The organism is uncultured Chitinophaga sp., assembly GCF_902168175.1.
Taxonomy (GTDB): Bacteria; Bacteroidota; Bacteroidia; order Chitinophagales; family Chitinophagaceae; genus Chitinophaga.
In genome coordinates, this window is record NZ_CABHOU010000092.1 from 99,879 (window position 1) to 121,259 (window position 21,381).

Here is a 21,381-nt window from a genome sequence, read left to right on the forward strand (position 1 = left end):
TTCATTTACTTTTCGCACATTTGCATCCTATGTGCAGGAAATTCATACTAAGCGCTTCACTTATTTGTGCCGCCCTGGGTCTAAAGGCCCAGGACGCCGACACCACGGCACCAGCCCGCCGTAACAGCTTTTTCCCGCTGCCCGCCATTGGGTACGCGCCCGAAAAGGGCTTTGAGATCGGAGTAGCCGGGTTATACTCGTTTTACCTCGATGAAAATAATCCTTCGCCGAAAACGCGTAACTCTTCCATCATACTCATTGCCAGTGTTACCACCGAAAAGCAATGGAAACTGGACCTCCGTACCGATTTCTGGACGAGGGATAACGCCTGGCACCTCAAAGGCAATATCCGGTATCATAACTTTCCGTTCTATTTTTATGGCATCGGCGACTCTACCCACTACGACGACCGCTCACTTGTCGGCAACCGCCGCCTCAAGGGCCAGTTCGAAGCAGAAAAGCGCATCGGGAAGCATTTTTTCATAGGCCCCTCGCTGCTTTTCCAGCACGACAGTTATGAGGCAAAGGATAGTAAAGGCATTTACCCAGGTATGACGCTGGTAGATAAAGACGGCGGCTACGTTACCTACGTTGGCCTCACCGGCGTGTTCGACAACCGCGATAACCAGAATTACACTACTCAGGGATCATTGGTACGCCTTAACACCTCCTACGCTCCCGGCTTCATGAGCAGCTTCCCCTTGTGGAAGCTCGAATTTAAGGCTAATCACTTCTTTACCTTCCTGAAGAATAACACTGTCGGCTTAAATGCTTATGCTGCCACCATACAAGGCAATACACTGCCCTTCTACCAGCTTCCCGAGCTAGGCAACGATTTTATTATGAGGGGGTACTATGCCGGCCGTTACCGCGACCAGAACTACCTGGCTGCGCAGGCCGAGTACCGTTATTTCCTGGACCCTAAACTGCGGATCAAACTCTGGAAACTGGACATGCAACCAACTTTTGCACTAGTGGCCTTTGCCGGCACCGGGTCTGTGTTCGGGAACCGTGGTTTTGAAGCTTCCAGGTTTAAGCCTAACTATGGCGGTGGTATCCGGTACTTCTACGATAAAAGTTCGCGACTTACCATTCGTATAGATTATGGGATAGGCGAGCAACGTCCTGGTGAAAAACGCCAGTCGGGCTTTTACCTTTCCCTTGGGGAAGCGTTTTAATCATCCGCCCAATACTGCATCCCAATCTTTCCAAACAGGTTCGTACTGTTGCTGCTTCAACATGGCTGCTATTTCTATGGCGCTGCGCTCATCGGAGATTTCGAACTGCTCCAGCGACTGTGGATCTACCGCATAACCGCCAGGATTGGTTTTAGAGCCGGCGCTCATCGCGGTAATACCCAGCCGGATAATATTATCCCGGAACGATTCGGATTCGCGGGTGGAAATACTTAATTCCACGGTTTCGAAACAAAGCCTGTATGCGCAGATCAACTGCACCAACTCCGTATCGCTCATATCTACTTTGGGTGCCAGGCCGCCGGAAAAGGGGCGCAGGCGGGGAAAAGATATACTGTAGCGTGTTTGCCAGTAGTTTTTTTCGAGGTAAGCAAGGTGCAGCGCGGTAAAAAAGCTATCGGTCCGCCAGTCTTCGAGCCCCAGCAGCACCCCGAGCCCAATTTTATGGATCCCAGCCTGCCCAAGCCTGTCGGGCGTTTCGAGCCGGTAGTTGAAGTTTGATTTCTTTCCTTTGGGATGATGTTTCCGGTAATCGTCTTCGTGGTAGGTTTCCTGGTAAACCAATACGGTGTTAAGTCCTTTTTCGATCAACTGTTCGTACTCCTCTTTGTCTAAAGGCTGCACCTCCATAGAAATATGGGCAAAATGCGGGCGAATAATATCGAGTACCTGCGAAAAGTACGACAGGCCAACAGTTTGCTGCGCTTCGCCTGTTACGAGCAGCACATGTTCATATCCCATTTCGCGTATCACGGCCACCTCCTTCAGTATTTCCGCACCGGTCAGCGTTTTCCTTTTGATTTTATTATCGTAGCTAAAACCGCAATAGGTGCAGATGTTCTGGCATTCGTTGGAAAGGTACAATGGCACATACAACTGTATAGTCTTACCAAAACGTTGCTGGGTAAGATGATGGCTCAGGCTCGCGATTTCATTAAGCCAGGGCATGGCGGCGGGAGATATTAATGCTTTAAAATCCTCCAGTCCGCGTACCTTTTTAGTGAGCGCGCTTTTTACATCCTGTTCTGTTTTTGCATAAATCCCCGCCTTCACCTCGTCCCAGTTATGCTGTCGAAAAACATTAGCAAAACTCATGATACCGGATTTAGGAATGATAATAACGGGCTTGTAGCCTGTGCTGTATTGGCCACCACGCCCAAACCAGCTTCATATGCTCTGCGACCCACCTCCACGGCTTGCCTGAATGCAATAGCCATTTCCACAGGATGCTTCGAAACCGCAATTGCAGTATTTACCAACACTGCATCCGCACCTATTTCCATAGCTTTTGCCGCATCGGAAGGGGCGCCAATACCAGCATCCACAACAACCGGCACCTTACTTTGCGCGATAATGATTTCTAAAAAATCTATTGTGCGAAGACCTTTGTTGCTGCCAATAGGAGAGCCTAAGGGCATTACTGCGGCCACACCCACATCTTCCAAACGTTTACAAAGCACCGGGTCAGCATGGATATAAGGAAGTACTACAAAACCAAGCTTAACCAGTTCTGCCGCCGCCTCCAGCGTTTCTATCGGATCGGGCAGCAGGTATTTGGGATCGGGATGAATTTCGAGTTTCAGCCAGTTCGTTTCCAGTGCTTCCCTGGCTAATTGGGCGGCGTAAACCGCTTCCTTTGCCGTTCGCACACCCGAAGTATTTGGCAGCAGGTTGATGGAAGGGTGGGAAAGATGTAAAAGTATATCGTCCTGCTCGCGCTGCTTCATGTTTACGCGTTTAAGCGCTACCGTTACCAGCTCCGAACCACTGGCCAGCAAGGCGTTTTCCATATCCGGCGCAGAACTGAATTTGCCCGTACCTGTAAACAGGCGGGAATTGAATGTTTTACCGGCTATAACTAAAGGCTCCATTTGCATGTGATTTAAACTGTTCATAAATCCCTGCCACCAGGGCATTTCTATCCGCGGCAGCGGTAATTAACCCGGAAACTGCAATGCCATGCAGCCCCGCGCTCATCAATCCCGCAATATCCCCGAGAACAATACCGCCGATCGCCAGTACGGGCAGTGGCGTTGCTGCTTCTTCCAGCACGCGTTTGTATCCCTCTAAACCTAGAATGGGGCTTAACTTTTCCTTAGTGGTGGTAAAACGGAATGGGCCAAGACCGATATAATCAGCCCCCTCGTCCGCATGCCTTCTTATGTCGGCAGCGCCGTTAGCCGTTCCCCCAATTATAAAATCATCGCCCAAAATCCGCCTTACTTCCGCCACCGACATATCATTCAATCCTACGTGAACACCTGCCGCACCCACTTCTTTCGCGATGTGCGGATTATCGTTAATAAACAACGCGGCACCAAATTCATCACACACCACTTTCGCCTCCTTTGCCATTTGTAACCAATTCTCAGCGGTTTCATTTTTCACCCGCAACTGAACGGCGCGACAGCCAGCCTCGCAGGCCAGGCGTATATTTGAGACGTGTGGAGCTTGTGATATATACAAGAGTTGCTGTATCATGTTAAATGTTTTCCTAGTAATGAAGAACTACTTTGCAAGAACTGGTAGGTATATGCTTTTGCTTTACTACAGGCACTTTCAAGCACTTCGCCCAGCGCGAGTTGTGCTGTAATGGCTGCCGACAACACGCAACCTGATCCATGTTTAGGATAGGTGCTGATGCTTCCGGCAGTAAATTCGGTAACCGTACCTTGGACAAAAAGCTGGTCTATACATGGCTTGTTTGGATGATGCCCGCCCTTCAGTAATACCGACGTGTACTCCGAAAGCATGGATGCCGCCTGTTCTCCATCTTCTAAGCCAGTAATAGCCAGCGCTTCTTGATAATTGGGCGTAAGCAGGTATACATCTTGCAACACCTCCAGCCATTGCTGTAAACCGGCATCGTTGTAGAGTTTGTAACCTGCGGAAGCTTTTATCACCGGGTCAAGTATAAACCGGATGTCCGGCCGTATCACCTTTAGCGCACTTATTACTTTTTGTACCGCGCCAATGCTTTGCATGATGCCAATCTTACAATAGGCTACCGGAAATTTCTCCAGCAATGGCGCGGCCTGCGCTACAATTTTGCCTGCAGGCAGCCACTCTACTGAATAAAACCGGTCGTCGGTTTGCACGGTAAGTGCGGAACATACACCAAAACCATATACGCCATTCGCCTCAAACGTTTTAACATCGGCCGTTAAACCCGCGCCACTGCTGGGATCTAAACCGGCGATGCTCATTACATACTGTTCCATGCCTGTTGTATTCTTTCAAAAGCATTAATACTTAATGATGGATTTTTCCACACAGCCCCCATGGTGGCAATACCGCTAAAGCCCATGCTGCGGGCTTTTGGCGCAGTCTGTTCATCGATGCCCCCCAGCGCTAGTATTTTACAGGGAAGTTGAGCGATGCGGAAATCCGCATCTACCGTTGCCTTATACCCTTTCTTCGAAATACTATCGAATACCGGGCTTAATAAAAGACAATCCCAGGAAACACTTAAGACGGGTATTGCCCGCTCAGTATGAATGGCCGCGCTTCGATAAAGCATGGGAGGGTACACAACTCCATTGAACAAAGCCTGTCGTTTGATTTCGCTCATATGTACACCCATCAACCCAAAACTTGCCGCCAACGCCGGCAAACCGGAAAGCATTACACGTGGAAAATGTTTTGTATCCAGCTGTTCGAGCAGTTGTACATACTGCGCCTGCGACCAACCCGGCTTTCGCAGCAACAACGCATCCACGCCCGCATCCAGCAAGGCATTTAGATGTTTGGCTTCATCGGTAAGTGGTTCGGGCTGTGTGAAAACCCATATCATAAATAGATGTCTGCGCCCTGTTCTACAAACTTCTCTGCCTGTTGCTGCATGCCTGCATTGAGTGCTTCTTGCTCGGCCATACCTTGTCCGGCGGCGAATTCACGCACTTCCTGCGTAATTTTCATTGAGCAAAAATGCGGACCGCACATCGAACAGAAGTGTGCCACCTTGGCGCCCTCGGCAGGTAATGTAGCATCGTGATAAGCACGCGCCGTGTCCGGGTCAAGGGAGAGGTTAAACTGATCATCCCAACGGAACTCAAATCTTGCCTTACTCAGTGCATTATCGCGGTATTGCGCGCCTGGATGGCCTTTTGCAAGATCGGCCGCGTGTGCTGCAAGTTTATAAGTAATTACGCCCTGCTTCACATCTTCACGATTGGGAAGACCAAGATGTTCCTTGGGTGTTACGTAACATAGCATGGCGGTGCCAAACCAGCCAATCATAGCCGCACCAATAGCGGATGTGATATGGTCGTAACCGGGTGCTATATCAGTTGTAAGGGGACCAAGCGTGTAGAATGGCGCTTCGTGGCAATGCTCCAATTGCTTGGTCATGTTTTCTTTAATAAGGTGCATGGGTACGTGGCCCGGACCTTCAATCATCACCTGTATATCGTGTTTCCAGGCTATTTTAGTCAGCTCGCCCAGGGTTTCCAATTCTGCGAACTGCGCTGCATCATTGGCGTCGGCAATACTGCCGGGGCGCAGGCCATCACCTAAAGAGAAAGCCACATCGTACGCTTTCATGATCTCGCAAATCTCTTCAAAATGTGTGTAGAGGAAATTCTCTTTATGATGCGCCAAACACCATTTCGCCATAATGGAACCACCGCGGGAAACGATGCCGGTCATACGTTTGGCGGTTAGCGGCACATACCGCAGCAACACGCCTGCATGAATCGTAAAGTAATCGACTCCCTGTTCCGCCTGTTCTATCAATGTATCGCGAAACAGTTCCCAGGTAAGCATTTCCGCTTTACCATTCACCTTTTCGAGCGCCTGATAAATGGGCACGGTCCCAATCGGCACCGGGGAGTTGCGGATAATCCATTCGCGCGTTTCATGAATGTTTTTGCCTGTACTGAGGTCCATGATCGTATCGGCGCCCCAACGGCAGGCCCACACCGCCTTTTCCACTTCCTCTTCGATGCTGGAGGTTACGGCGGAATTACCAATATTCGCGTTGATCTTCACCAAAAAATTACGGCCAATGATCATTGGTTCACTTTCCGGATGATTAATGTTGTTGGGAATGATAGCGCGGCCCGCGGCTATTTCATCGCGCACAAATTCGGGCGTAATAAATTTCACCGGTGTATTAGCCCCAAAACTATACCCTTTATGTTGCTGCCACAAAACACTGTTTTCCTCGTATAACTTCTCTGCCAACTGATTTTCACGGATGGCAACATATTCCATTTCGGGTGTAATAATGCCCTGTTTTGCGTAGTATAACTGCGAAACGTTTTTACCCGGCTTAGCACGTAAAGGCTCACGGAGATGTTCAAAACGCAGGCCGTCAAGCGATGCATCTTCCATACGCATACGACCATAAGCAGAAGAAATTCCATCGAGCCTTTCCACGTCGCCACGCTGTTCTATCCAGCTTTCGCGCAGCCGTGGCAAGCCTTGCTTTACATCAATGTGAATCGCAGGATCGGTGTAAGCACCGCTGGTATCATACACAGGTACCGGGGCATTAGGTTCTTCTACACCCTGGCGGCCATTTAAGCGTGTAGGCGTTAAGGTAATCTCGCGCATTGCTACCGAAATATCGTGCAACTTACCTTTAACATAGATTTTTTGGGACGCAGGAAGCGGCTCCCTGCTGATAACTTGTTGAGTTGTCATGAAGGAAAAAATTAAAAGTGAAAAAAGAGAGGAAGGGGAATACGTTATCCTCCCTGTGTTGCACGGATAATGGTAACGTTATCCGCATTCTGTAAAGGCGTAGAAAGCCAGTGCTGCTTCGGAACAACCTTGTTGTTCACGGCAACGGCGATGCCCTTTTCGGATGGTAGTTGAATAAACTGTAAGAGCCCGGCCACGGTTGTTTGCGGCTGAACTGCATAAAGTTTATTGTTTACAAGCACTTCCATGTTTGTGGTAGTTTAGGTGAAACAATAAACTTTAAGGATGCGAATGCGTGAGAGAAGATCAGTATACTTTTTCCTACGACAGTATGAACTGCATCAGGTACTGAGGGTATCATCTCAGTTCCGGTTGTTATGCCGGAACACCCCTAAAGTGATACTACAAATCTATGGAAGAAAATCCAGAAAATCCAAATTGGGTTTTGAGATGATGATCGATGTGCATTTTATAGCATTATCTTTGATAGGATGGTCGGTATGAAAATGCCGCCTTTAAACCCTTAATACAACGTATGAGAAAACCATTGCTCGCCATCGCGCTTTTCACTGTAGCAGCATGCCAGCAACCTGTACAGGAACAATCGCAGCTCGATAGTATGACTACGGGCAAAGACTCTATTCCCGCACCGGTAACCGAATTGTTTAAAACCGATACGATGCCTAAGCTCGACAGTATTCCCGTTGGCAAACTTCCCGGCAGGTGGACGCAGCCGGTACAGGGCATCGATTCGTTAATGCAGGGATTTGTGTTGAAGAAGAATGGGCAGGCCAGCGCTTTAAATAGTCACTCACCTTCGTACGAAAAGTGGGAGTTAGTAAAAGATACGTTTATAATTTGGAGTAAATCCGAAAGCGATTCGGTAAAAACACTTGCAGCCGACACACTTCTCATCAGGGCGCTTACGGACACTGCGCTGGTATTATTTCCGATAAATGCCACACCTGGCTACCTGGAGAAATATAAAAAAGGGAAGGAGCAGATAAAAAAAGTGCCGAAGCGGTAATCTACCGCTCCAGCACTCCCGATATTATTCTTAGTGGTTTTCCTAGAGGTTATAGTACTGCCATAAACCTACAACGCAGGCAACCAGTGAAAGGAACAGTCCAGCCACTGCCATCTGCAGATTTTCTGTAGTCTTACGCGCAAAAACAATTGATACAAGTGATGCAAAAATACTCGCAGCTCCCATCAGAATTTTTGCTTCTGTAGAATCGCTGATGAAAGCGAAAGCAGCAGTAACAATGCCGATAATTAATGAAATAAATCCGGCAATTTTGGGTGTGCTAATGGTGTGTTGCATAATTCGAATTTTATAGAGGTGATACAAAAAAACTTAGTGTCTTAAACGTTATTCAGTCATGTTTCCGTTGTTTCTTCTTTTCGTCCTTCCATGGTGCCTTTAACAGCGGTCCTATTTGCTGGTAGCGCCCGTCCATGTACTCGTCCAGTCCATAACGTATGCTTGTTGTGTCTTTTACTTTTACAAATGTGCCGAACAGCCTGTCCCATATGGAGAAGATGTTAGCATAATTCGAGTCTGTTTGCGGTTGCCAGGTACTATGGTGTACCTTGTGCATGTCCGGCGAAACGATGATCCAGCTTAAAGCTGTGTCCAGCCACTTCGGAAGTTTAATGTTGGCATGATTAAACTGCGACATAAAAGCCGAAATCGTCTGGTACAACATCACCATCCAAACAGGTACCCCCATTAAGGCTATTGCCAGAAAAAGGGCTACTACACGAAATATACTTTCTCCCGGGTGGTGGCGCAGGGCGGTGGTGGCATCTACCTCCTTGTCCGTATGGTGCACTTTATGAAAATGCCACATCCACGCTACCTTATGTTGTATCACATGTACCAGGTAAGCACCGATGAAGTCCATCATCAGCAAAGCCCCCAGCAAATGTGCCCACAAAGGCAATCCAAGCCAGTATAAAACACCGAATTTCTCTGCACTTGTCCATTCCGATGCTTTGACGATCAGAAAGGCAAAACCAAGATTCACTACGGCGGTTGTCAGCGTAAAGAACAAATTTGTACCCGCGTGCCGGTATTTATTGTTGTTGCTAAATCGAAATCGTGGAATCACACCTTCTATTATCCATAACAACATTAAACCGGCTACAAGCAAGGCGGTGCGATAGTACGATGGAATGTTTTCAAAAAATCCGATCATAATCCCTGTATTTATCGCCAAAACGGGAGTTTTTCCTAGGGTAGAGCGATTGGAGCTACAATATGGTTACAGGTTTGCTTGCTTTTAACAGTGGAAAATTACTTCATTTTGCACAATAGGTGGGGTTTTCGGAAGATTTTATATTATAAAAAAAGCAATCCCTTATAAAAGAGATTGCTTCATATGTTAAGAATTTATTAACTGATGGCTCGCTTACGTCACATTACAAACAATCCTACTTCGTTTTCTTCTTATCGACTCATCTGTAATAAGTTACGCAGTAAAGAAGAATTGATATATATATCGTTTATGATGTGAGAGGAAGGTTAGTTATTCAGCAGCAACGGCATCACCAGCATCAGCAAGTCCTCGTGATCGGTCTTATCTGAAGGTTTTAAGATGCCTGCTTTAGTAGGGGTAGAAAGCTCAATAGAGATCTCATCGCCTTCTGCAGCGTGCAGCATTTCGATCAGGAACTTAGCGTTAAAGGCGATCTGCATGTCCTCTCCATTGTACTGGCAGTTCATACGCTCGTTACCTTCAAAGGAGAAGTCCACATCCTGGGCGGAGAGCTGCAGTTCGCTGCCTGTAATGCTTAAGGCTACCTGGTTAGTGCTTTTATTAGAGAATACGCTTACACGCTTCAGCGCGTTCTGGAAATCGCTTTTAGCCACTACCAGACGATAAGGGTTCTCTTTAGGTATTACCACCTTGTAGTCCGGGAAACGGGCATCGATAAGGCGACAGATCATCTGTGCATTTTCGTGCGTTACAAAGAAGTGGTTCTGGCTGTAAGCCACTTTAATTTGGCTTTCATTATCGGGCAGTACGGCCTTCAGCAGGTTCAACGGCTTTTTAGGCACGATGAAGTTATCGGAAGAAGGGCATTTAACGTCTGTACGGATATATTTAACAAGACGGTGTGCGTCGGTGGCAACGAAAGTGATGCTCTCCGGGGCCAGCTCGAAATACACGCCTGTCATTTGCGGACGAAGATCGTCGTTGCTCACCGCAAACAGTGATTTGTTGATAGCGGTAACAATTGCAGAAGAAGGCATCGTGAAAGCGGTAGCATCTTCAGCAGCCGGTTCTTTCGGGAAGTTCTCCGGATTTTCGCCCATCACCTTGTATTTACCATTGTCGGAAGTGATTTCTACCGCATAGGTAGTTGTATCCACATTAAAGCTAAGTGGCTGATCGGGCAAATTCTTAAGCGAGTCCATTAATATCTTTGCAGGGATACAAATGCGTCCGCTCTCTTTGGCTTCTACCTCCAGCTTCACTTTCATCACTGTTTCCAGGTCGGTTGCTACTACGGTAAGCTCATTTTTATCAATCAGGAAAAGAAAATCTTCCAGTATCGGCAATACCGTATTAGAGTTAATAACACCACTGATCTGTTGCAATTGTTTCAATAAAGCAGAGGACGAAACGATAAACTTCATAAGGTTGTTTAAATGATTCCTGTAAATGTAATGTAAACAAAGATAGAAAGTTTTGTCATTCAGACTTAATAGGTGGATATTTTTAAGTGACAAAACCCGCCATTAAACTTATTTCTAACATGTGTGCCGCTCAACAAAATCTGACTATTTCAATAAAAAACGTACTCGTCCACACAAGAACATCCCCAAAAAAACGTTCATAAAAAATATAGCCAGCTATTGTATTAAAAAAATATTTAATTAGCTTTGCCTTGTCCTATAGCAATGTAAGGTACCAAATGCCTGTTTAAGCACCTGTGAATCGAACCGTTTAAACTATGTAAACAGCATGAAAAAACTATTGAGCCTGTGCGTGCTGGTCCTCCTGATGTTTTGCCAACTGGGGTTAGCGCAGAAAAAGAACACCCCTGTAAAGAAGAAAAAATCCACTAAGTCCACAGCCACCGTTAAGAAGAAGCCGGTGGTGGGAAACACTATACAGTACACTGCCCTGGAGGCGTACATTAAAGTGTGGGGATTTGTAAAGTACAACCATCCTAAGGTAGCTGAAAATGCGATGGACGCCGATTCGGTGTTCCTGAGCAATCTTTATACGGTGGAACGTGTGGTAAATAAGGCCCAGTTTAACCAGGCCATGCAGAAGATGCTTTCTTCCCTGGGAAACGTGGTTCCCTCTGGCATTAACGCCAGCCCGCGACCGGGCAATAACAACTGGATTGCCACCAATACTATGCTCGACGATAATCTTCGCGCGCAGTTGCAGTTTATCGAGCAGAATGCGCAAATCAGCGCTGTTCACAATAATTACGAAGTATCGGACAAACTGGAGAGTGTATTATTCTACCAGGACATCCAGTACCCTAATATGCCTTACCAGATGTTATCGCTGGCCCGTTACTGGAATGGCGTACACTACAGCTTCTCGGGCCGTTCCGTTGACGGCGAAAACTGGGATTCGGTACTCACACGGTCGGTACCCGGCTTTTATAAAGCCCGCACCGAAGCTGATGTAGAACAACTGATGCGGAACGTAATGGCCGCATCCAGCCAAACCCATTCGGTCAACTTTAAGTTGAAAAGCACCGGCAGCAATACGCCTACCCTTAAAACCAAACAGGGTAAAGAAGAACGTATTTTAACACCCGAATTTCTCGACAATTACCGGCAGAAACGCAGATTCAAAAACCTGCTGAACATCGCGCAAAACCGCCACGTGAAGCCGAACATCCCTGCCAGCTGCATTAATTATCTGGCAAAATCGAAAAATCATTGGCAATTTGCTGTTTAATAGCTAATTTGCACCCGTATTATTAAAATGCTTTATTATGTTGCTGGAAACTAACGTAACTACTACTACATTCTACCAGATTGGCGATCAGATAGGTTTCATCGGATGCTGGGTAACGATCATTGCATTTGCTTTGATGCTTCTTTATGCAACAGTAAAGTACGTTAAGAAATAAGCTTTTCATTTAACTTAATTATAGAAGGCCGGTTTGCTACGCAAACCGGCCTTCGCTTTTTAACCCAGCCCCGCAACACCCCTTATCAGCGCCGATAAAACATCCCGCTGAAGCTGCTGCGGACAGCCCATGAACTCACATTAAAAAGGGCTGACCACAAACATGGCCAGCCCAGCTATTTTGCGGATGTCTGCTTAGTTCTTCAACGTTTTTTCCAGTAACTTTTTCAAATCCGGCGATGATGGACGAGGCGCATCGATGGTAACAATGTTGCCCTGCTGGTCAAATACCATAAACCGCGGAATGCCCGTGATGTTATAGTATTTAGTGATATCGCTCCAGCCTGTTGCAAACAACTGAATGCCCGTGAGCTGCTCTTTCTCCACGAATTCTTTCCACTTTTCCTTGTCCTTTTCTACATCTACAGAAATACTTACAAAAGCTACGTCTTTGTCGTGCATCTCTTTTTCCAGCGCTTTCAGCGATGGGATTTCTGCCTTACAGGGGCCACACCAGGTAGCCCACACGTCTACCAGCACCACCTTACCTTTCAGGTCTTTCAGCGAAACGCTTTTGCCTGTCATATCAGGATAAGAGAAGTTAAGACCAGGTTCGCCGGCTTTGAACGAGCGCAGTGATTTCTCGTACTCGGTGTAGGCGGCCAACTGATCTTTGGTAAGGTATTTTTTTAACGGATCTACCGCGGCTACCAATTTGTCGTAGCTTTTATAACCACGCAGCGAGTTGACGATCTGCATGCCTTTCAGCGTGTCGTTGCAAAACAGGGAGGTACTCCATTTCAGCATTTCCGCCTGCTCCATCTTTCCCCGCTGGCTATTCACCAGGCTCCAGGTGGTATAGAAACCCACGAGTTTACCCGCTTCGCCCAGTTTCAATATTTTACCATCGCAGTATTTGGATGCCTGGGAAATACCACTGTAAAATTTGATGTACTGTTCTTTGGAAGGATGTTTCGGATGCGGTGTATAGAGGAACGACAGGGCGATCAGCTCCAGGTCGGCATCTACCGTAAACTTAAACAGTTCATTAAACTTCTTGTTAGATGTGGTGGCTTTCGCCTTCAGTGCTGCCGCACTTTTTTCCATTTGCTCGAACTTGGGGAAGAAGCTCACATAGGTGGCAGTGTCCGATTTGATCATCAGCGCCTTACGCCTCAGATCTACGCTTTGATTGGCCCACTCTAACAATAGTTTGTTTTCTGCAGATGGGTTTACCAGCTCATAACGCGCATCTTCGGAGAGGTTCATTTTTACCTGCTCGCCGGGTTTCAGGTACAGGCGGATGTAATCCCTTTTGTTGTCGGAAACATAGTAGTATCCTTCTTCAACAGCCGATATACCCATTATAAAACCATTGTCGGCCCCTACGCGGGTATGCGCGTATTCCTGCATTTCACCTTCTTTAACGGTGTAGAAATAGAGGGTGCCTGGCTTCTCTTTGTTTACTTTACCCTGAATGATAGTTGGCGGAACGGCCGCATGGGTAGTTAGCATGGCGAATACGCCAAAAGCCGCCGATAGAAGGCGGAGTTTGTTCTTACTCATAGATCACAATAAATTTTAACGTTGGTATTCTAACTTAACGGTCTAAAAATACGATTCCCCGGCAAATAGCGTAAGAATGTTATGGCCAGCGGTTCAAAATCGCCGATAAATGATAAAAAGCCCCGCGCCCAGTGAACCAATAATCCTAATTTTGCGGCATGGACCAGTTGACGAATGGCAAAATTTACACCTTTCAGTTTTTCTTACTCTGCTTAAGCAACGCGTTTTTCTCTGCCAGCTTCAACATGATGATCCCCGAACTGCCTGCCTACCTCACCAGCCTTGGTGGCGCAGATTACAAAGGGTACATCATTGGCCTGTTCACATTAATGGCCGGCCTTTCGCGCCCGTTCAGCGGCAAACTTACCGATACGGTTGGCCGCATTCCCGTAATGATATTCGGCTCGGTGGTATGCGTGGTGTGCAGCCTGTTGTACCCGCTGGTAAGTTCGGTGGCCGCATTTTTACTGCTCCGCTTCTTTCATGGCTTTTCCACTGGCTTTAAACCTACTGCCACCTCGGCGTACGTAGCCGACCTGGTGCCCTTTAACAGGCGGGCTGAGGCTATGGGAATGATTGGCCTGTTCAGCACTGTCGGTTTATCGGCAGGCCCGGCCATTGGCGGGTTCGTAGCGAGTATTTGGGGGATAATGGTGATGTTCCAGTTGTCGGCGGTATTCGCGCTGCTTTCGGTGGTGATATTAGTGGGGGCCATGAAGGAAACATTGCCTGTTAAACAACGCTTTTCTCTAAACCTGCTGAAGATATCACGTAACGAGATCGTTGAACCTGCAGTATGGCCTGCTGCCTTTGTTACCTTCCTCACTTATGTATGTTACGGCGCGCTGCTCACGGTTATTCCCGACCTCTGCGATCACCTGGGCATGAAGAACAAGGGTGTTTTCTTCACAGTTTTCACTGCCAGTTCTATTGCCATACGCCTGTTCGCCGGTAAAACTTCTGATAAATACGGCCGCGTGCCGCTATTAAAAATATCTACTGCTTTAATGGCTGTTTCTATGGTGATGATTGCCATGGCTACTACGCCCATCGCCTTATTAGTTGCTGCTTTGGTATACGGTGTATCACTAGGCATTAACTCTCCCGTGGTTACCGCCTGGACCATCGACCTCGGTCAACCGGAACACCGCGGCCGCGCATTGGCTACCATGTACATTGCCCTGGAAGCGGGCATCGGTCTTGGTGCTTACTTCTCTGCGAAGATCTACCATAACAATGCTGCTTATTTCGCTACCACCTTTTACGTAATGGCCTTTGTTACGGTGCTGGCCACTGTTTACCTCCTGTTCGTGCAGGGCAACCGTAACTGGAAAACCACGGTTAAGGCCTCCATGGTCCGTAAAAAGGATTAAATAAATACGGGTTGATGAATGACTTGGCCACTCATCAACCCGTAAATAATTTAGCATGCCCCCTACTTACGCAGGAAGCCTATCTCCTCTTTCGCATCATCTTCCCAATTTGCCAGTTCTACCAGGAACTTCTCCAGGCAACGCACAAGCAAGGCTTCATCTACCTCTTCCGGCTCCACCGTTTCAAATGTTTCCTTTTTCGGCGCCTCATCCTGCAAACCATCTATAAATGGAAAGGACATCCACACAATTACCTGCCCGTTACGGTTCTGCGACAGGGAAAGGAATGCGCCTGCCTTTAATTTATGCACCATATTAAAGGGGCCACGTTCGGCAATACCACTGGGAGTTGCTTCCAGCGCTATATATACGGCCTCCAAACCTTCTACCAGTTCGTTGGCGCCTGCTTTCCAGGGCAATGGGTACTTTCCGGCAATGGCCGTTAGGTATTGGAACACGAATGGTTTGGTCTTTTCATTCCAGTAACGGCGACGCTCTTCGGTTTTAGCTAATGCCATCAGGTACGCGGAAGCCAGTTGCTCAATATTATCTTTCATAAGCAGAATTTAGCAGATGCAACAACGGCGAACCAGATTAATGGTCCGCCGTGTTAAATAAATATACGTAATAAACAACGGTTTAGAATTGCTCGTACAGCGCACGTAAACGCTCGCGTGTCATCTGCTCTTTCCAGGTGGAGCCAAGGGCGTTTTCCCACAGTGGTGCCATACCCAGCGATACGTCTATCATGGTATTGAAATCTGCATCGGTCAACCCTTTGGTAATACCCTGCGGAATTTCGATATTATGCTTCTGCACCATCTGCCTGAATTCTCTCACACCTTCGGGATAAAACTCTTCAATTTTATCGAACACGATGCAGTTACCGATACCGTGTTTAGTGCCCAAAAGGTAAGCCAGGCCATAGCTCACGGCATGCGCAACACCTACCTGGGAGTAGGCAATACTCATACCGCCGGCGTAAGATGCCATCATCAGTTTATCGTCGGCATCATCGTCCCAGTTATCTTTTTTCAGGAATATTTCCTGGCAAAGCTCCAATGCTTTTTCGCCGTAAGACTTGCTGAAGGCGTTGAGGTAGGTGCCCTGCAGACTTTCAATGCAATGGATATAGCAATCCATGGCGGTATAGAAACGCTGGTTCACCGGCGCATCTTTTATTAATTCGGGATCGAGTACGATCTGGTCGAAGGGGGTGAAGTCGGAGTTCATGCCCAGTTTACGGGTAGGGCCTGTCAGCACGCAGGTGCGGCTTACTTCGGCTCCGGTACCGGCCAGTGTGGGAATACCTACTTTATAAACACCCGGGAACTTCACAAGGTCCCAGCCCTGGTAATCGGCTGAGGAACCGGGGTTGTTCATCATCAGGGATACTGCTTTGGCCATGTCCATTACGGAGCCGCCGCCAATACCGATGATGCCGGACACTGTTCCGAATTCGGCTGTAAGCTCGTCGCGCAGCCTGTCCACATAAGTAGTTTTAGGTTCGTGCGTAACGTCTATAAATATCACCTTGTCCTTACCACGCAATGGAATACGGGCGTTGAACGCCGCGTTGCCTTCAAAAACATGGTCCACAAAAAAGATCATGGGCGCATCGCCTTTACGCTGTGGCGCAATGATCTCGTCTAGCTGTCCAAAGGAACCGCGACCGAAGATCACGTATCCTATCATTTTAAAGTTCCTGAATTTCATATCGTTGGTTTAACTGAGTCTTTGTTACAAAAATTTCTCTGCCCTTATAAGGTCTTCCGGCGTATCTATCTCCACCCCCATGTATTCGGTAACCACCATTTTTAATGGAATACCATGCTCAAGATAACGCAGGCATTCTACTTTTTCGGCGGTTTCCAACGGCGTCATCGGCCACTGGGTAAAGGCGAGCAGCGTTTCTTTACGGAAAGCATAAATACCAATATGCTCGTAATATACAGGCGTAACCGTTTGGTCGCGGTGATAAGGTATTACGGAGCGGGAGAACATGAGTGAGTTGAAGTTCAGGTCCACCGCCACTTTCACGTAGTTAGGGTCGGCCACCAGCGCGGGGTCGGTCAGCACCTGCATCAGCGATGCTACCTGTACCTTTTTACCTTCTTCGCCCTCAAACACCTTCAACAGTTTCTCCAGTGGTTCCTTTTGTGTGAAAGGTTCGTCGCCCTGCACATTCACCACGATCTCCACATCCATGTCGGCCACCGCTTCGGCGATACGGTCTGAGCCGCATTCGTGCTCTTTTTTACTCATCACGGCTTTACCGCCATGCTGGGTAATTTCATTATAAATGATATCGCTGTCTGTTACCACGATCACCTCGTCGAACACCCCTGTATTTACAGTCGATTCGTAGGTGCGCCGTATAACAGATTTGCCGCCCAGCTGGGCCATCATCTTACCCGGAAAGCGGGAAGCCCCATACCGTGCGGGGATCATGGCTATCTTTTTCATTCCGTATTTTATTTCTCTGACAACACAAAGGAGCGGCACAGTGTTTAACGCTGCGCCACTCCTTTATATCGTGGTGAAAATTTTGTCATTATCTCTTATAAAACGCTTTTAACAGCTTTAGCCAGTTTCTCCGCTCTCGCCGCCAGTTCGGCATCATCCCAGGTAAGGTTGATGGGCGTTGAAATGGTGCGGCTGATGATCGCATCGGAAGCAGGGAACTGTTTGGTTTTATAAGTTTCCATCGCTTGTTTTACTTCAGGGCCAAATCCTGTAAGTGATATCCCTTCTTTAAAGTGATTCCATTTGCGGATGTAGTGCCAGTTGTTATCGAACCAGTAGAAAGCAGGGATACCGGCTGCTTTAATAGCAGCAGCAGCAGCAGCAGCTTTCTCTGCATCGGGCAAAAAGAAACTGAGGAAGGTAGCAGCATCGCCCTTAGGATCGGGCAGGCGACGGAAAGTAACACCCGGAATACCTTCCAGTGCTGCTTTCAACACCTCTTTATTGTTACGCTGAATTTCCAGGAACTTGTCCAGCTTGCGGATTTGTGCAAGACCTACTGCTGCGTGCAGTTCGGAAATACGGTAGTTCACTCCAAGGAAAGGATGCAGGTCGGCACCACGATCAACGCCCAGGTGGTCGTGACCATGATCGGAGAACGCATCGGATTTGGTATAAGCCTGTTCGTCGTTGGTGAGTACAACACCACCTTCGGCGCAGGTAACGGTTTTAACGAAGTCGAAGGAGAAAGTACCGGCGTTACCGATAGAACCGAGCGCCTGACCTTTATAGGTAGCACCAATGGCCTGGCAGGCATCTTCGAGCAGCAGCAGGTTATGCTCTTTGCAAATAGCCTTCAGTGCATCGAGGTCGGCCATACCGCCACACATGTGTACCGGCATGATCACCTTTGTTTTGGGAGTGATGGCAGCTTTTACTGCGGCAGGGTCGAGTGTGAGCGTATCGTCCACATCTACCAGCACGGGAATAGCGCCCACGGATAATACAGCTTCAAAGCTGGCAACGAAGGTAAAAGTAGGCATGATCACTTCATCACCATAACCAATACCAAGGGCTGCCATAGCAGTGGTAAGGGCGGTGGTACCGCTGGACGTAAGCTGCGCGTACTTCACATCGAAACGCTCGCAAAGCGCCTGCTCCAGTTCCTTCGCCTTCCAGATGCCCTTACGTGGGCCATCAAAGCCATAACGCATGTAGATGCCTGTTTCCAGCACATCCATTACTTCTTTCTTTTCCGCGTCGTCGAAAAGTTCATATCCGGGCATAGCTTATATTTTTATACTTCGGTCTATTTTTTTATGTTGTGCAAAGGTAGCATAATCGGAACATGCTGCGCGCTAAAAACTGTTTATCTTTTGCTAAAAATTTAACATGCGTTCACTCATCATTATCATAGCAATATTTGTATTTGCCCCTACCATTACTGCAAAAGCACAGCAAAATGAGGTGGAAAAGATAAAAGCCCTGATGAAGGTGCAATCCGACGCCTGGAACCGCCAGGACCTCGAAACGTTCATGACCACTTACTGGAAATCGGACTCGCTGCTGTTTATTGGTAAAAACGGGGTGACTTATGGCTGGCAGGCTACGCTGGACCGGTATAAGAAATCGTACCCTAACAAAGACGCCATGGGCCAGCTCACCTTTAACCTGCTGGAATTTAAACTGCTGGCTAAGGATGTGTACCTGGTGATTGGCAAATGGAGCCTGGTGCGTACCATCGGCGACATATCGGGTCACTTTAGCCTTACCCTTCAAAAGATAAAGGGTGAATGGAAGATCGTTGCCGACCATAGTAGTTAAGCCTTTTTATCAACCGGACCTAAACTTCAGAGGATGAGAAAAATACTGTTCACCGGCGCCTTGCTGTTGTGTTACACGCTTACGCAGGCCCAGCAATGTGACCTGCTCATAAAGAACGCCCGCATTATCGACGGCACCGGTAATAACTGGTACTACGGCGACCTCGCCATTGCGAATGGTAAAATTCTGCCACGCGGCACTTATACCGCCACTAAAACCATCGACGCCAAAGGCCTCACCGTCGCTCCCGGTTTTATCGATGTACACACGCACATCGAAGGCGATGAATTTAAAGTGCCGACGGCCGATAATTTTATTCTCGATGGCGTTACCACGGTGATTACGGGCAACTGCGGCTCTTCTAATCCCGACCTTGCCCGTTACTTCTATAAACTCGACAGCACTAAACTAGCTGTAAACGTGGCCTCCTTTATCGGCCACAACGATGTTCGCCGCGCCATCATAGGCAACAGCGATCGTAAGCCTACGCCGCAGGAACAGCAGCAAATGGAAGCCATGGTGGAAAAGGCCATGCGTGACGGGGCAGTAGGACTTAGCACCGGGCTTATTTACCTGCCCGGTATGTACGCCAAAACGGAGGAAGTGGTAGGCCTCGCCAAAGTTGCCGCCCGTTACAACGGTGTATACGCCACCCATATGCGTAACGAAGCCGATCATGTTACGGAGGCTATTGAAGAAGCCCTCACCATTGGCAGGCAGGCTAACATACCGGTAGAAATATCTCACTTTAAAGTAGGTGGTAAAAAGAACTGGGGCAACTCGAAACAAACGGTAGCGATGGTGGAAAAGGCCAGGGCAGAAGGAATAGAAGTAACCATCGACCAATACCCTTACACGGCCAGCAGCACTTCGCTTAATACCATGGTGCCCGACTGGGCGCTTTCGGGTGGCCGCGACTCTATTGTACATCGATTATCAACACCCGCTATCCGTAAAAAGATAGCAGACGAAATGCTGGCTACTTATAAATCGCGTAAGATGAAACACCTCGACTACGCGGTAGTCGCGTATTTCAAAACAGACACCACGCTTAATGGAAAGAACATCGCAGAGATAAACGTGATACGCGGCAACAAACCGAAACTCAAAGAAGAAGTAAACACGGTATTAACGATGGTACAGCAGGGCGGTGCGGGCATGGTGTTCCACAGCATGAATGAAGAGGATGTGAAGTACATCATGAAATACCCCTTTAACATGTTTGCTTCCGATGCCAGCATCCGCGAATTCAATGTGGGTGTGCCGCATCCGCGTGGTTATGGCACTAACGCCCGTGTATTAGGCAAGTATGTACGCGATGAAAAGGTCATTAGTCTGGAAGAGGCTATCCGCCGCATGACTTCTCTGCCTGCACAAAAATTTCATCTTACAGGAAGAGGGTTGTTGCTACCCGGCTATTATGCAGACATTGTGATATTCGATCCTGCTACCGTGACGGATAACTCTACTTTTGATAAGCCGCACCAGTATTCGAGCGGGTTTAAGTATGTGTTGGTGAATGGGGAAGTTACTGTTGACGAGGGGAAACATACGGGGGTGAGGAAGGGGGTGGTGTTGAAGGGAGGGGCTGCTAACTAATGGTCGCCGGATGTTTTAGTGGACCGGATCATCGAACGGCCCCAATCCTATTGTGTGCCCGCTAACGCGGGTATCACCCTGTGCGTCATGGCGAGGAACGAAGCCATCCTCGTGCGCAGTCTTCGCTCCAGTAAACCTTGAATTAATTGAAGTAATGCGCAGCAACATACAATCCGTAACGTACATTCTTGTTAATGCAAGCCGCTCCCATCAAGACGGACGGGGACGGATGCCTGCCTTGCTATTGTCAACCTGATAACGCAGTTGCGAATTACTGACGCGAAGACTACGCACGAGGATGGCTTCGTTCCTCGCCATGACGCCCTGGGAGAGCGTTGCTCCGTTTGCGTTACCCGGATGCTGAGCTTTACTGACGCGAAGACTGCGCACGAGGATGGCTTCGTTCCTCGCCATGACGCCCTGGGAGAGCGTTGCTCCGTTTGCGTTACCCGGATGCTGAGCTTTACTAAAGCGAAGACTGCGCACGAGGATGGCTTCGTTCCTCGCCATGACGGCCAGGGGAAGCGTTGCTTCGGCAACACGTAATCGCCTAACACCTCTCCAAACAAAAAAAGCCGCAGTACACACCGCGGCTTTCCTAAT

Annotated in this window: 22 protein-coding genes and 1 riboswitch; of the genes, 7 read left to right on the plus strand and 15 right to left on the minus strand. The window is 48.1% G+C overall.

The genetic code is table 11. From position 1 onward, the window contains the following. Window positions 1-29 precede the first annotated feature (29 nt). Window positions 30-1,178: a BamA/TamA family outer membrane protein gene (locus QZT80_RS19685; RefSeq protein WP_295126070.1), complete on the plus strand. Its 1,149-nt coding sequence runs from the start codon at window positions 30-32 to the stop codon at window positions 1,176-1,178. Here QZT80_RS19685 and thiH read toward each other — a convergent pair whose 3' ends face one another. From thiH to thiS, 7 genes are read right to left on the minus strand one after another with little or no spacing between them, the layout of a single operon-like run. Then, on the minus strand, window positions 1,179-2,291 hold the full coding sequence (gene thiH / locus QZT80_RS19690; RefSeq protein ID WP_295126072.1) for a 2-iminoacetate synthase ThiH: 1,113 nt from the start codon (window positions 2,289-2,291) through the stop codon (window positions 1,179-1,181). Continuing rightward, window positions 2,288-3,067 carry a thiazole synthase gene (locus QZT80_RS19695; protein ID WP_295126075.1) on the minus strand — a complete coding sequence of 260 codons (780 nt, stop codon included), beginning with the start codon at window positions 3,065-3,067 and terminating at the stop codon, window positions 2,288-2,290. Before QZT80_RS19695 ends, thiH begins: the two co-directional genes overlap by 4 nt. After that, on the minus strand, window positions 3,042-3,677 hold the full coding sequence (thiE, locus tag QZT80_RS19700) for a thiamine phosphate synthase (RefSeq protein ID WP_295126078.1): 636 nt from the start codon (window positions 3,675-3,677) through the stop codon (window positions 3,042-3,044). The genes QZT80_RS19695 and thiE overlap by 26 nt, the downstream gene beginning before the upstream one ends. Beyond that, a complete protein-coding gene (locus QZT80_RS19705) occupies window positions 3,674-4,417 on the minus strand; it encodes a hydroxymethylpyrimidine/phosphomethylpyrimidine kinase (protein ID WP_295126081.1) in 744 nt (247 codons plus the stop codon). The genes thiE and QZT80_RS19705 overlap by 4 nt, the downstream gene beginning before the upstream one ends. Further along, complete coding sequence (locus tag QZT80_RS19710) at window positions 4,402-4,989, minus strand: thiamine phosphate synthase (protein WP_295126082.1); 588 nt, start codon at window positions 4,987-4,989, stop codon at window positions 4,402-4,404. The genes QZT80_RS19705 and QZT80_RS19710 overlap by 16 nt, the downstream gene beginning before the upstream one ends. Beyond that, on the minus strand, window positions 4,986-6,842 hold the full coding sequence (gene thiC, locus QZT80_RS19715) for a phosphomethylpyrimidine synthase ThiC (protein ID WP_295126084.1): 1,857 nt from the start codon (window positions 6,840-6,842) through the stop codon (window positions 4,986-4,988). Before thiC ends, QZT80_RS19710 begins: the two co-directional genes overlap by 4 nt. A gap of 44 nt (window positions 6,843-6,886) precedes the next feature. Beyond that, on the minus strand, window positions 6,887-7,090 hold the full coding sequence (gene thiS / locus QZT80_RS19720; RefSeq protein ID WP_295126086.1) for a sulfur carrier protein ThiS: 204 nt from the start codon (window positions 7,088-7,090) through the stop codon (window positions 6,887-6,889). A 53-nt stretch (window positions 7,091-7,143) separates the two neighbouring features. Further along, window positions 7,144-7,245, minus strand: a riboswitch (TPP riboswitch). 132 nt (window positions 7,246-7,377) lie between these two features. Here thiS and QZT80_RS19725 point away from each other — a divergent pair. Then, complete coding sequence (locus QZT80_RS19725) at window positions 7,378-7,869, plus strand: lipocalin family protein (RefSeq protein ID WP_295126088.1); 492 nt, start codon at window positions 7,378-7,380, stop codon at window positions 7,867-7,869. Between the two features lie 42 nt (window positions 7,870-7,911). Here the strand turns inward: QZT80_RS19725 and QZT80_RS19730 are convergent, their stop codons facing one another. The 3 genes from QZT80_RS19730 to dnaN form a co-directional block, all read right to left on the minus strand. Further along, a complete protein-coding gene (locus QZT80_RS19730) occupies window positions 7,912-8,166 on the minus strand; it encodes a hypothetical protein (protein ID WP_295126090.1) in 255 nt (84 codons plus the stop codon). A 52-nt stretch (window positions 8,167-8,218) separates the two neighbouring features. After that, window positions 8,219-9,043, minus strand: coding sequence for a sterol desaturase family protein (locus tag QZT80_RS19735; RefSeq protein WP_295126092.1), 825 nt, complete (start codon window positions 9,041-9,043; stop codon window positions 8,219-8,221). A gap of 326 nt (window positions 9,044-9,369) precedes the next feature. Next, window positions 9,370-10,488: a DNA polymerase III subunit beta gene (gene dnaN, locus QZT80_RS19740; protein ID WP_295126094.1), complete on the minus strand. Its 1,119-nt coding sequence runs from the start codon at window positions 10,486-10,488 to the stop codon at window positions 9,370-9,372. Window positions 10,489-10,816: 328 nt separating this feature from the next. On the opposite strand from dnaN, the gene QZT80_RS19745 reads away from it, so the two are divergent. After that, complete coding sequence (locus QZT80_RS19745; protein WP_295126095.1) at window positions 10,817-11,776, plus strand: hypothetical protein; 960 nt, start codon at window positions 10,817-10,819, stop codon at window positions 11,774-11,776. Window positions 11,777-11,813: 37 nt separating this feature from the next. Further along, on the plus strand, window positions 11,814-11,951 hold the full coding sequence (locus QZT80_RS19750; protein ID WP_295126097.1) for a hypothetical protein: 138 nt from the start codon (window positions 11,814-11,816) through the stop codon (window positions 11,949-11,951). Window positions 11,952-12,145: 194 nt separating this feature from the next. Here the strand turns inward: QZT80_RS19750 and QZT80_RS19755 are convergent, their stop codons facing one another. Next, the gene (locus QZT80_RS19755) at window positions 12,146-13,516 is read right to left on the minus strand and encodes a TlpA disulfide reductase family protein (protein ID WP_295126099.1); all 1,371 of its coding nucleotides are present in this window, start codon (window positions 13,514-13,516) and stop codon (window positions 12,146-12,148) included. Window positions 13,517-13,674: 158 nt separating this feature from the next. Between QZT80_RS19755 and QZT80_RS19760 the strand changes: the two genes are divergently transcribed. Then, on the plus strand, window positions 13,675-14,889 hold the full coding sequence (locus tag QZT80_RS19760; protein ID WP_295126101.1) for an MFS transporter: 1,215 nt from the start codon (window positions 13,675-13,677) through the stop codon (window positions 14,887-14,889). 62 nt (window positions 14,890-14,951) lie between these two features. Here QZT80_RS19760 and QZT80_RS19765 read toward each other — a convergent pair whose 3' ends face one another. The 4 genes from QZT80_RS19765 to QZT80_RS19780 form a co-directional block, all read right to left on the minus strand. Continuing rightward, the gene (locus QZT80_RS19765; protein ID WP_295126103.1) at window positions 14,952-15,446 is read right to left on the minus strand and encodes a hypothetical protein; all 495 of its coding nucleotides are present in this window, start codon (window positions 15,444-15,446) and stop codon (window positions 14,952-14,954) included. Window positions 15,447-15,528: 82 nt separating this feature from the next. After that, entirely contained in the window at window positions 15,529-16,605 is a 1,077-nt protein-coding gene (locus tag QZT80_RS19770; protein WP_295126106.1) for an iron-containing alcohol dehydrogenase family protein, read from the minus strand. 24 nt (window positions 16,606-16,629) lie between these two features. Then, entirely contained in the window at window positions 16,630-17,355 is a 726-nt protein-coding gene (kdsB, locus tag QZT80_RS19775; protein WP_295126109.1) for a 3-deoxy-manno-octulosonate cytidylyltransferase, read from the minus strand. Between the two features lie 95 nt (window positions 17,356-17,450). Next, window positions 17,451-18,641, minus strand: coding sequence for a DegT/DnrJ/EryC1/StrS aminotransferase family protein (locus tag QZT80_RS19780; protein WP_295126112.1), 1,191 nt, complete (start codon window positions 18,639-18,641; stop codon window positions 17,451-17,453). Window positions 18,642-18,747: 106 nt separating this feature from the next. Here QZT80_RS19780 and QZT80_RS19785 point away from each other — a divergent pair, with 106 nt between their 5' ends. Both QZT80_RS19785 and QZT80_RS19790 read left to right on the plus strand, forming a co-directional pair. Next, entirely contained in the window at window positions 18,748-19,179 is a 432-nt protein-coding gene (locus tag QZT80_RS19785) for a DUF4440 domain-containing protein (protein WP_295126115.1), read from the plus strand. A gap of 33 nt (window positions 19,180-19,212) precedes the next feature. Next, the gene (locus tag QZT80_RS19790; RefSeq protein ID WP_295126118.1) at window positions 19,213-20,778 is read left to right on the plus strand and encodes an amidohydrolase family protein; all 1,566 of its coding nucleotides are present in this window, start codon (window positions 19,213-19,215) and stop codon (window positions 20,776-20,778) included. Window positions 20,779-21,381: the final 603 nt, after the last annotated feature.